Raw genomic sequence first — 11734 nt, 5'->3', positions numbered from 1 at the left:
GATGACCATCAAGTTCGCATTGGCTTCGTTGCTAATTGCTGCGGCAATGGCGACCGCACAGGCGCAGGAAACCATCAAGATCGGTGGCCTGCTGGAGACTTCAGGGCCGCTCGCTTCCCTCGGTCAGCCCGGACTGGACGGCGCTATGCTCGCCGTGGAGCAGATCAACGCCAAGGGCGGCATCGCCGGACGGAAGCTCGAACTTGTCAACCTCAACACCGAGGGTGACAACACCAAGTCGGTGACCGCGGCCAAGCGTCTGCTCGAGCAGAACGATGTGGTCGGCCTCGTCGGTCCGATGAACAGCGGCTCGTCCTACGCCATCATTGATACCGTTCAGCGCGCATCGACCGCGATGATCTCAAATGGTGGCTCGCGAGGCATCGTGCTGCCGCCACAGGACAAGAAATGGATCTTCCTCTCACCGCTGACTGATGTGCTGGTGCAGAGCGTGATGATGGCGGACATGAAGCAACGGGGCGTGAAGAACGTGGCTCTGCTGCACGCGGATTCTCCGTTCGGAACCAGCGGGCGCGATCAGCTCGAGAAGAACGCCGCCTCCTTCGGGATCACGATCGTGGCGCAACAGGCCTACGGCAATGACGACAAGGATATGACGCCGCAGCTTACCAAGATCCGTAGCGCCAATCCCGACGCGGTTATTATCTGGGCGACCGGGCCGGGGCAGGCGATTGCGGTCAAGAATTATCGGCAGCTCGGCCTGACGGCGCCGCTCTATCTGTCGCACGCGGCCAACGACTTCAACTTCTTGAGACTGGCGGGCGGCGCGGCCGACGATATCCTGATCCCGTCTTCGAAGATCTATGTCATTGACTCCCTGAAGGATACCGACCCGCAGAAGACCGTTCTGTCGTCCTTCGTCCGTGACTACCAGGCCAAGTACGGCAAGCCGCCCGCGACGTTCGCCGGCAATGCCTACGACGCGGTCAACATGATTGCAGAAGCCATCCGCAAGGCGGGTCCCGATCGCACCAAGGTCCGGGACGCAATCGAAGGCCTCAAGGACCATGTCGGCGTCACCGCGGTGTACTCCTACGGTGCGGACGATCATTTCGGCGCCAAGGCCGATAGCGTTGTTCTGTTGACCGTGAAGGACGGGAAGTTCGCGTTGGCGCGCTGACGAAGGCTGGAGGAGCGGAATATGCCGACGATCACGTTGCAGTTCGAGGATGGCGATCGTGTCGCCCTCCCGGCGAAGGACGGCGAGACTGTGCTGACCGCAGCGCGTCGCGCTGGAATTCCGCTAAGCTCGGATTGCGAGGTTGGGGACTGCCAGACCTGTCGTGCGACCTGTGTTGCCGGAGAGATCGAGTACGACGAACTGGCCACGGTCTCGCTCAATCAATCCGAAATCGACGCCGGCGAAATTTTGCCTTGCGTGGCGTCGGCTGCAACCGATCTCGACATTCGCGTTCCCTACGAGCGTGGCAAGCTGATTGCGGCGAAGCCGTTCTCGATCAGGGTGCAGGAGATCCGGAGATTGAGCGCGTCCGTCGTCGGCTTCACGGCGGACGTGCTCGGTCTCTCTCCGTTGAAGTTTCTGCCCGGCCAGTATGTTCATCTCCAGGTGCCGGGCACGTCGGAATGGCGGTCCTATTCGATGGCCAACGCACCGGGCGAAACGCGGACGCTCGAGTTTCTTGTTCGAGTCCTCGACGACGGGATCATGTCGCGCTATCTGGTCGAGCGGGCCGCGCCGGGAGACGTCATCCAGTGTCGAGGACCGCAGGGCACGTTCTACTTGCGAAATGGGGCTCGGCCGATCCTCATGGTCGCCGGCGGCACAGGTGTGGCTCCGATGATCTCCATGTTGCGCCAGATGATCGCGGCCGGAGAGAAGCGGGCAGTCAGGCTGTGTTTCGGGGTGAACGAGGACAAGGATCTGTTTCTTTTGGAGGAACTCGCCGGTTTTGCGCGTGTCCTGCCGGAATTTGACTTCAAACTTGCGATCGCGCAGGGCTTTTCGAAAGCGGGCGCGAGATCAGGATTCGTTACCGATCTGATCGGATTGGAAGGTCTGGCCGATACCGAGATCTATCTTTGCGGGCCGCCTGCCATGACCGATCGAGCGAGGGAAAATGTCTTGTCGCAAGGGGCCTGTCCTGCATTGATCTTCTCGGAGAGGTTTGTTCCGAGTGCGTGAGTGCGCTGCGGGAGTTCGAAACGAGCCACAGGCCTGGAGCGCCGTCGGAAAAATTGCTGTGAGAGTACGGCTCCGCCAGATGCCGACGCAAAGTTATGTCGGATTTTAGCGAGCACACAGTTGGGTTGGTGACGGCGCCATTCTCGCTCCGGCGAGTAAGTCTGATTGTGCTGTAACGTCACGGAAGCTTAACGCATTATGCGATTTCATTTCATCGTCAGCTCTCGTTGCATGAGCGTCGTAGATTAGCGTGCTCTAGCGAGCAAAACGGACGTCCGAGAGATCTGTTGCTCGCTCGTAGTGCGGCGATCAGGGCACGAAAAGTTCCTGCGGCAATCGCGTCTCCTCGCAATCAAGTTCGGGTTTTACGGTTCCGAAATAGCCAACGGCGAAGAGATATGGAGAAAAAGATTGCGCTCGTTACGGGCGTATCCAAGGAGAACGGTGCCGAAATCGCCGCCCGGATCTTGGCTCGAGGAGCCGCAGTCGCCTTTCATTACAGTGCCAGGAAGCTGGCCACGGACCAGGTGGTCGCCGCGATCATGGTCAAAGGCGGCAGGGCTGTTGTCGTCCACGGCAACTTGACTGGTTGCGCGTTCACGAGAGTTCCGAAGCTGCGCGTGTGATGCGCCGACACGCATCTTTGAGTTCGACGGCGGAGGTCGCGTAGGAAATCCTGAAATAGGGTGCGAGACCGAACGCCGACCCGGGAACAACCGCGACGCCCGCCGCGTGCAGGAGATGCTCGGCGAAGTCCTTGTCGCTCGTCAGCATTCGCCCCTCGGGCGTGGTTTTGCCGATCAGACCGGCGCAGCTCGCAAAGGTGTAGAAGGCGCCCTCGGGGACCCGGCAGCTGATGCCGTCGATTGCGTTCAGTGCGGAGACGACGAGATCGCGCCGTTCCTGAAAGGACCGGCAGCAATCGTGGACAAAATCCTGCGGGCCATTCAGCGCCTCGATCGCTGCGGCCTGACTGATCGACGAAGGGCAGGAGGTCGACTGGCTCTGGACGACGGCCATGGCCCGGATCAGAGCGCTTGGCCCGCTGCCATAGCCGATGCGCCAGCCGGTCATCGCGTAGGCCTTCGAGACGCCGTTGACGGTCAGCGTCCGGTTACGCAGAGCCGGCTCGATCGCGGCCGGCGTGGCGAAGCGAAAGCCGTCATAGACGATATGCTCATAGATGTCGTCGACCATCAGCCAGACCTGCGGATGCGCGAGGAGCACGTCGAGGATCGGCCGGTAATCAGCCTCCGCATAGGCCGCACCGGATGGATTCGACGGAGAGTTCAGCATGATCCATCGCGCGCGGGGCGTGATTGCTCGCTCGAGATCTTCGGCTGAAAGCCGAAAGCCGTTGGCTTCCGAACATGGGACCAGCACCGGGGTGCCGCCGACAATCGCTACGATGTCGGCGTAGGTCACCCAGAACGGCGTCGGGATGATGACCTCGTCGCCAGGGTTGATCGTCGCCATCATGGCGTTGAACAGCACCTGCTTGGCGCCGGCTGACACGGTGATCTCGTCTTGCGCGAAATCGAGCCCGTTGTCCCGCTTGAACTTGGTGCGGATCGCAGCCTTGAGTTCGGGCGTGCCGTCAAGAGCGGTGTACTTGGTCGCGCCGGCGCGCATGGCGCGCTCGGCTGCATCCTTGATGAAGTCCGGCGTATCGAAGTCAGGCTCGCCTGCACCGAGGATGATGACGTCGCGGCCTTCTCGCTTCATCTCAGCGGCAAGCCCACTGATCTTCAGGATCTCCGACACGCCAATCGACGAAAGGCGCTGTGAGGGGCGGAATGAGGTTGAAGTGGGGAAGGGCGCGTTCATCAATGGTCCTCTACGCCACGTCGAACTTGACGCCCTGGGCCAGCGGCAACGTCCGGCCGAAATTGACCGTATTGGTCGCGCGGCGCATGTAGGCCTTCCAGGCATCCGAGCCCGACTCGCGTCCACCGCCGGTTTCCTTCTCGCCCCCGAAGGCGCCGCCGATTTCGGCGCCGGATGGACCGATATTGACGTTGGCAATGCCGCAATCCGATCCGCGCACCGACAGGAAGGCTTCGGCTTCGCGGAGGTCGTTGGTGAAGATCGAGGACGAGAGGCCCTGCGGCACTGCGTTGTGCAGGTCGAGCACCGCATTGAAGTCGTGATATTTGATCACGTAGAGAATGGGCGCGAAGGTTTCGTGCACGACGGGGCCAGTCTGTTCTGAGATCTCGACCAGCGCCGGGCGAACATAATACGCCTCGTCGGCACCATTGGAGAGAACGCGCTCGCCGCCGAATACCTTGCCGCCCGCGGCGCGCGCCTCGTCCAGCGCTTTCTGCATCGACGTGAAAGCTGCCGCGTCGATCAGCGGCCCGACCAGGGTGCCGTCCTTGAGCGGATCGCCGATGGTTACGGACTCATAGGCGCGCTTCAGTCGCGGCACGAACGTGTCGTAGACGCTGTCGTGGACGAAGAGGCGTCGCAGTGTCGTGCAGCGCTGGCCTGCCGTGCCCATGGCGGCGAAAGCGACCCCGCGCAGTGTCAGGTCGAGATCGGCCGTCGGTGCGACGATTGCGGCGTTGTTGCCGCCCAGCTCGAGGATCGCGCGCGCGAAGCGCTTTGCCAGCCGCGGGCCGACAATACGCCCCATTGCCGTCGAACCGGTCGCCGACACCAGCGGGACCCTGGCATGATCGACGAGGATTTCACCGATCTCGCGGCCACCGAAGAGAACAGCGGACAGCGCGTCCGGCGCCTTGCCGCCTTCCGCCTTAAAGCGCTCCAACGCACGATCGAACAACGCTTCCGTCGCGAGCGCCGTCAGCGGCGTCTTCTCGGACGGTTTCCAGACGATGCTGTTGCCGCAAATCAGCGCCAGCGCCGCGTTCCACGACCATACCGCGACGGGGAAGTTGAACGCCGAGATGATCCCGGTGACACCGAGCGGGTGCCAGCTCTCCATCATCCGGTGCTCGCTGCGCTCGGTTGCGATGGTCAGGCCGTAGAGCTGGCGCGACAGGCCCACCGCGAAGTCGCAGATATCGATCATCTCCTGGACCTCACCGAGGCCCTCGGAGGCAATCTTGCCGGCCTCGATCGATACGAGCCTGCCGAGTGCCTGCTTGTTGGCGCGCAACTCCTCGCCAAGAAGGCGGACGAGTTCGCCGCGCTTCGGCGCGGGCACCAGCCGCCATTCGAGGAAGGCCGCGTGCGCCCTGTCGATTGCTGCCTGAGCGTCTGCGGAGCCGATCTCGTTGACATGGCCCGTGATCTCGCCGGTGATCGGCGATCGCGCAATCAGCTTGCCGCCGGTATAGCGGTTGCGCTTGACGCCGAGTGAGTTCAGGAGCGCGTCTGCCTCGCCCGCAAGGGAGTTGACGGTACGTGTTGCGGTTTGGGTTGTGGTCGTCATCGCGGTGTTTCTCTTGAACAGTTGAAAGGCGGTTCGATCAGGCGATGGCCCGGCGTGCGAAGTGCGGTGACCCGAGCTGGACCAGAGCTTGTTCCAGGGAATCTCGTTCCGCCTGCGCGTACAGCTTCATCTCGTCGTAAACCCTGGCACCGAGGGCGGCTTCGAACGCAGCCTGGTTGGAACGCGCGGCATAGTTCTGCTGCTGATCGGTGCCGAGATTCGACTGGAAGATTCCTGCCGCGCTGACAGGGAGGAAATCCTCGTAGACGATCGGATCGTAGCGCAGAAATCCCGCAGCCACCAAGTCATCAAGGTTGGATGGCGGAGCCTGCCTCTTGCCTGCCTCAATGCCTGCGGGCATCGCCGAATAGCGGAAGAAGGCGAGCCCTTGTGATCGGAGCTCCGACCAATCGTCCGGGAACGCCTTGAAGCGCTCGGTCAGTTCGGTGTCATAGTCGCGCGCGGGTAGGCCTGCCTGGCGCGTGGAGGCGAGCAATCGGTCGTAAAGCTCGCGACCTTTGGGCGTGAGGGCAACACCGCGCTGCTCGATCTCGCCGAAGCGGGCCGTATGCGTCCCGGCGACCTTCGCGGCATTTGCCTGCCCGAACAGGATCGGCTCCTCGATCGCCTTGAAGCTGGTCTGACGCAGCAGGATCGGACAGTCGCGGCGCGGCGGCCCTTCGATGATCGCCTTTGGCGCAATGCCGCGTCGTGGCATCCCGGCCTGGACGGCATCGATGTCGAGCGTGCGCGGTGTCAGATGGTTGATGTGAGGGCCCCTGAAGCTCACCACGTCGGCGATCAGCCGATGGGCGTCGTGCAGCCGCTTGTAGACCTCGAGGCTGACCGTCGCCTCGCTATGCCAGCGGAAGGTATCGAGCGCTTCGCGCACGAACTCCTCTGCCTGCGCGACGGTCAGGTGACCCTCCGTCTCGAAAATGCTCACGAGCTCGAGCGCGCGCGGCGTAAAGATGCGGCGCTCACCGAGGATCCGCTCCGCATGGGCGCGAAGGGGTTCATCCTCGATCAGGTCGAGGCGCAGCAGCGAGGTGAATACCCGGAACGGGTTGCGCCGGAGCGCGGCATCGTCGGTCGGCCGAAAGGCCGTGGCATGGACGGGCACCCCGGCCACCGACAGATCGTAGTAGCCGACCGGGTGCATACCCATCACCGCAAAGACGCGACGCATGTCGAAGAGTTCGTCCGCGCGCCCCAGGCGAATGGCGCCGTGGCGCTCGACGTTCAACCGCTCGAGTTCATCGTTTCGCTCGAGAATCGCATGAAGCTCCTCGTGCTGACGCAATGTTTCGCGATTGGTGTCGTCGACGAGCTCCATCAGCGTGCCGTATTGCGGTACTTCGACCCGGTACATGTCCGACATGGCGCGGGAAAACAGAGTGCGGATCTCGTCCGCGTCCGCGCGCAGCGCTGGCATCAAAATCTCCGTTGACTGCGGATCAGGCCCTCATCGCGGGCCTGATCCTTTGGATCATGCAATTTCATCATGAACTCGATGATTAGACCTTGCCTGTCCGGCCAATTCAAACGATGTTTATTCAGAAGATCATTCTGAAATGGAATGAATAGCAATGGACCCGCAAATACCTCGTCGCTTTCTTCCGTCCACCGCCGTGTTGTCGGCGTTCGAGGCCACGGCGCGGACCGGCAGCATGACGCTCGCCGCGCGCGAGCTTCGACTGACCCAGAGCGCCGTTAGCAGGCAAATCAAGATACTGGAAGAGCAGCTCGAGGTCGAACTCTTCATCCGTGAGCGGCAGACAGTTCGACTGACCTCCGTTGGCGAATCCTATGCCCGCGAAATCCGCGACGCACTCCACAAGATCAGCGCCGCCTCCTTCAATCTCCATGCGAACCCGCGGGGAGGGACTCTCAATCTCGCCATTCTGCCGACCTTCGGCACCCGCTGGCTCGCGCCGCGCCTGCCCGGGTTTCTGGCCGCCAATCCCGGGATCACCATCAATCTCACGACCCGCTTGTCCTATTTCGATTTCCGAGCCGAGTCCCTGGATGCAGCGATTCACTTCGGTCAACCGGAGTGGCCCGGGGCCGAGATGGCTCTGTTGCGATCCGAACAGGTCGTCCCTGCGTGCAGCCCTGGGCTGAAGAAGCAATTCGGCTTTCGGATTGCGGGTGACCTCCGAAGGGCCCCGCTGCTGAGCATCTCAACCCGCTTCCACGCGTGGGATCGGTGGTTCTCCGCTCACGATGTGCCAGCCAGAGCCGCCCAGGGCATGGTGTTCGATCAGTTCGCGACCGCGTCCCAAGCGGCGATCGCCGGCCTCGGCGTAGCGCTTCTGCCGACCTTCCTCATTCAGGACGAACTCGCGACCCGCAAGCTGGTCCGTGCCCTCAACCTGCCGATGGAAAGTCCCGAACGCTATTACCTGGTTTGGCCGTCCGACCGGACGAAGTACCCGCCGCTTGCGGCTTTCCGGGACTGGCTGATCGCGGAGACCGCGCCGGACCGCTAACAATGATGTGCTGGACCTTTCCCCGACGGGGCGCAATAATTTCCCTTCGTTTTGTCCATAAACAGGCACTTTGGAGAGTTTTAGATGGCGCGTCCGGCGGATGCCAGGAAGGACCAGGATCTCCTCAACATCCTGATCGCAAATGCTCGGACGTCGATCTCCGATATCGCCAAGGTGCTGGGCGTATCCCGCGCGACCGCACAGGGACGTATGGCAAGGCTGGAGAAGCAGGGCACGATCGCTGGCTACACGGCGATCTTGGGCAAGCAGGAGCATGTTACGTCGATCTCGGCGATCATCCTGATCGAGCTGGAAGTGAAGCAGCAAGGCAACGTCATTGCGGCCCTGCGCAAGAAGGCCGAAGTCGTTCACTGCTACACGCTGAGCGGTCCGTTCGATCTGTTCGTGAAAATCAATTGCGCGACATCAACGCATCTCGACGAGATCATCGACTGGATCGCCGAGATGGAAGGGGTTCGCCGCACCACGTCCTCCATTCTTCTCGCCAGAAAATTCGAAAGGTGAGCAGGGCTTAGGCAAAACACTGCCTTGAAGCCGTCATTTCCGCTCCATTTCTTGGCAAAATTCCTCGTTTCCCATCGAAATAGAAGTTACCCCGGCGGATTGTAACTATATTGTTCCTATAGCCGGCGGTTTGGATATTTATGTCGCGCCTATGCTCCTGAATAAAAGAAAGAACAAGGAGCATTTGAAAATGAATGGTGCGACCGCTCTCGTGAGCATGCTCTCCGGCTATGGCGTGGACGTTATTTTTGGCGTGCCCGGCGATACGAACGTCGCGCTCTACGAGGCTCTCAGAACGACAAAAGGGGCTCCGCGCCATATTCTATGTCGTGACGAACGCTCCGCGGTCTTCATGGCCGACTGCTACGCGCGCCTGTCTGGAAAGCCCGGCGTTGCAGAGGTGCCCAGCGGGGCCGGCGCGCTCTACGGCTTGCCGGGCGTGGCTGAAGCCAACAAATCCTCGGTGCCCATCATCCTTCTCGTGAACGACATCCCGCAGCCCGGCGTCGGACGCGGCACGCTGACCGAACTGCCGGTCCAGGATTTGTTTAAGCCCATCAGCAAGCGGGCGGAGACGCTCTCCCATGTCGCGAAGTTGCCTGAGGTCGTCCGCCGTGCCTTTCGCGAAGCGACCGGCGGTCGTCCGGGCGCGGTCGTCCTCGCGTTGCCGGAGGATATTCTCTACCAGGATCTACCGGGCGAAGGGGTGTCGCTGCATGTCGAGCCGCAATGTCGGCAGGCACCGTCCTACCGCAGCAGGCCCGCGGACAGCGATCTTGAAAGCGCACTGAGTGCCATTCTCGCCGCCGAGCGTCCGCTGATCGTTGCGGGCGGCGGCGCCAATCGATCCAGTGCGGCAGCTTCCATCACCACTTTTGCCGAGCGGCTCGGCATCCCCGTCGTCACCACGATCACCGGGCAGGGCATCATTCGCGACGACCACAAGCTTGGCATTGGAATCATCGGCGACAATGGCTTTCATCCGCATGCGGTGTGGGCACTCGGGCGCGCCGACCTCGTGATCTATGTGGGTTGCCGTATGGGGTCGGTCGCCACGATGAACTGGCAGTGGCCCGTCCCGAACGGAGAGACGAGGATCGTTCAGGTCGATCTCGAACCGGAAGTCATCGGCAACACCTACGCCATCGACTTTCCGCTGGTCGGCGATGCTCGTGCCGTCATCGATGCGCTGCTCGCCATGGTGCCGGTGGCCCGCGGGCCCGGCACGGCCGGTTGGGTCGAGGATATCAACCGGCGCCGTGCGGAGTTCTGGGACGTGATGGCGCCGCAGCTGGAAAGTGATGAGGTGCCGCTGCGTCCCGAACGAGTCATCGAAACACTCAATCGTTGCCTGCCGACGCCCTGCAACGTGGTGTCGGACGCCGGAACGCCGACGCCCTATGCGACGCGTTTTCTCCGCCTTCGAGATCCACAGTCCAAGCTCGTGATCCCTCGCTTCTATGGTGGACTTGGCTACGCCATCCCGGCCGTCATCGGGGCCTATTTCGCAGCGCCGCATCTGAGGCCCGTGGGCTTGTTCGGCGACGGCTCGCTCGGCATGTCCGCCGGTGAACTGGAAACGCTCTCGCGTCTTCAAATTCCGGCTGTACTGATTCATTTCAACAACGCCTGCTTTGGCTGGATCAAGGCGCTGCAGCGGGTCGTCGACCGCGATCATGCCCGCAAGGGCTCCGGCCGAGGCGAGGCTGCACCGAGCAACGACCCGACCTTCAGCGTCGATTTCGGAAGGTACGACATGAGCAAGCTCGCGGCCGTCTACGGAATCCGCGGCTTCCGCGTCGAGACGCCTGCGCAACTGGAGACGGCTCTGCGTGAGGCTTTCGCGCTCAACGAGCCGATCTTCATCGATGTCGCGGTCGAATCCATCGCCGACCGCCTGCCCCCGGTGTTCTCATGGTTGAAAAAAGTGGGGGCCGATCCGGCAGCGGTCGGCGTCCAGGCTGCTCTCTAGAGAGGTTCAAATATGGCTCATTCATCGCGAAACATCGCTGTCCTCGGCGCCGGGCAGATCGGTGCCGTAATCGCCGGGATGCTGGCGGAGCAGGGGCACAAAGTCACCTTGGCTGACGCTTCGGAGGCGCAGCTCCGCTTGAGTGCTGGACGGACCTTCGCTACCAAGGTCGTGGATGCTGGGGACCTCGACGCTGTGCGCGCCTTCCTGAAAGACCAGGATATCGTCGTCAGCGCCTGTCCGTACTTTCTCAACCAGGGTATCGCGCGAGTAGCTGTGGAGACCGGGACGCACTATTTCGACCTGACCGAGGACGTGGCGACGACGGCCTACATCAAGGAGATCGCGGCGGGCGCGGATGTGATGCTGGCGCCGCAGTGCGGCCTAGCGCCGGGCTTCATCTGCGTGCTCGGTGCCGACATGGCGGCGCGCTTCGACAGCGTGAAGACCATCAAGATGCGTGTCGGCGCGCTGCCGCTCTATCCGACCAATGCCTTGCGCTACAACGTGACCTGGTCCGTCGACGGCTTGATCAATGAGTATTGCAATCCTTGCGAGATCGTCTTCGACGGCAAGCCGATCGCGGTGCCAGCGCTCGAGGGCGTCGAGAGCGTCATGATCGACGGCGTCGCCTACGAGGCCTTCAACACGTCGGGCGGGCTCGGTACGTTGACGGAGACGCTCGCCGGCAAGGTCCGCGACATGAGCTACAAGACGCTGCGGTATCCCGGCCATTCCGAGATCATGAAGCTCCTGCTGCAGGGGCTGGGGCTCGCCGACGACCGGGAGACCATGCGCCGCATTCTCAACCGCGCCGCCCCGTTTACCCGCAAGGACGTCGTCGTGATCTTCGTCACCGGTATCGGCGAACGCAACGGTCGCTTGGAGGAAGACAGCATCGTGCTGCGCTACGATGGCAGACCCGAGCTCGGGGCGATCCAGCTCACCACGGCCGCCGGCTGCGTCGCGATGGTCGAGCTGTTTCTCTCGGGCATGCTTCCGGCAAGAGGCTTCGTGCGGCAGGAGGATGCGAGCTTGTCCGACTTCCTGTCCACGCATGAGGGCGGCAGGTTGGTCAGGGAGGCCCGTAGCTCCGAGACGAGTGACTTTGCCGCAAGATTCGCTACCAAGAGGGCGGCGTGAGTGCGGCGTTGCCCGCAGCATTGGATCGCGGCTTGAGG

At 62.2% G+C, this 11734-nt stretch carries 10 protein-coding genes; 7 read left to right on the top strand and 3 right to left on the bottom strand.

All coding sequences use genetic code 11. The features are described from left to right. Position 1 precedes the first annotated feature (1 nt). From RAD15_RS05235 to RAD15_RS05225, 3 genes are all read left to right on the top strand, one after another. A complete protein-coding gene (locus tag RAD15_RS05235; RefSeq protein ID WP_458175103.1) occupies positions 2-1141 on the top strand; it encodes an ABC transporter substrate-binding protein in 1140 nt (379 codons plus the stop codon). A 21-nt stretch (positions 1142-1162) separates the two neighbouring features. Continuing rightward, positions 1163-2164 carry an FAD-binding oxidoreductase gene (locus RAD15_RS05230; RefSeq protein ID WP_458175101.1) on the top strand — a complete coding sequence of 334 codons (1002 nt, stop codon included), beginning with the start codon at positions 1163-1165 and terminating at the stop codon, positions 2162-2164. Between the two features lie 398 nt (positions 2165-2562). Continuing rightward, on the top strand, positions 2563-2790 hold the full coding sequence (locus tag RAD15_RS05225; protein WP_458175099.1) for a hypothetical protein: 228 nt from the start codon (positions 2563-2565) through the stop codon (positions 2788-2790). On the opposite strand, the gene RAD15_RS05220 is transcribed toward RAD15_RS05225, so the two are convergent. From RAD15_RS05220 to hglS, 3 genes are read right to left on the bottom strand one after another with little or no spacing between them, the layout of a single operon-like run. Continuing rightward, a complete protein-coding gene (locus tag RAD15_RS05220; protein WP_458175097.1) occupies positions 2762-3991 on the bottom strand; it encodes a pyridoxal phosphate-dependent aminotransferase in 1230 nt (409 codons plus the stop codon). The genes RAD15_RS05225 and RAD15_RS05220 overlap by 29 nt on opposite strands. A 10-nt stretch (positions 3992-4001) precedes the next feature. Then, positions 4002-5564, bottom strand: coding sequence for an L-piperidine-6-carboxylate dehydrogenase (gene amaB, locus RAD15_RS05215; RefSeq protein WP_458175095.1), 1563 nt, complete (start codon positions 5562-5564; stop codon positions 4002-4004). Positions 5565-5601: 37 nt separating this feature from the next. Then, positions 5602-6999 (bottom strand): 2-oxoadipate dioxygenase/decarboxylase HglS, encoded by a 1398-nt coding sequence (hglS, locus tag RAD15_RS05210; protein ID WP_458175093.1) that lies wholly within the window; start codon positions 6997-6999, stop codon positions 5602-5604. Positions 7000-7153: 154 nt separating this feature from the next. Here hglS and RAD15_RS05205 point away from each other — a divergent pair, with 154 nt between their 5' ends. From RAD15_RS05205 to RAD15_RS05190, 4 genes are all read left to right on the top strand, one after another. Then, positions 7154-8056, top strand: coding sequence for a LysR family transcriptional regulator (locus RAD15_RS05205; protein ID WP_458175091.1), 903 nt, complete (start codon positions 7154-7156; stop codon positions 8054-8056). Between the two features lie 84 nt (positions 8057-8140). Beyond that, positions 8141-8581, top strand: coding sequence for an Lrp/AsnC family transcriptional regulator (locus RAD15_RS05200; RefSeq protein ID WP_458175089.1), 441 nt, complete (start codon positions 8141-8143; stop codon positions 8579-8581). A gap of 190 nt (positions 8582-8771) precedes the next feature. Beyond that, entirely contained in the window at positions 8772-10553 is a 1782-nt protein-coding gene (locus tag RAD15_RS05195) for a thiamine pyrophosphate-binding protein (protein WP_458175087.1), read from the top strand. A gap of 12 nt (positions 10554-10565) precedes the next feature. Next, a complete protein-coding gene (locus tag RAD15_RS05190; protein WP_458175085.1) occupies positions 10566-11696 on the top strand; it encodes a saccharopine dehydrogenase C-terminal domain-containing protein in 1131 nt (376 codons plus the stop codon). The last annotated feature ends 38 nt before the right edge of the window (positions 11697-11734 follow it).

This window comes from Bradyrhizobium sp. 14AA, assembly GCF_054185205.1.
Note: the sequence above shows the minus strand (reverse complement) of the source record. Positions and strands in the feature narration are given on the sequence as shown.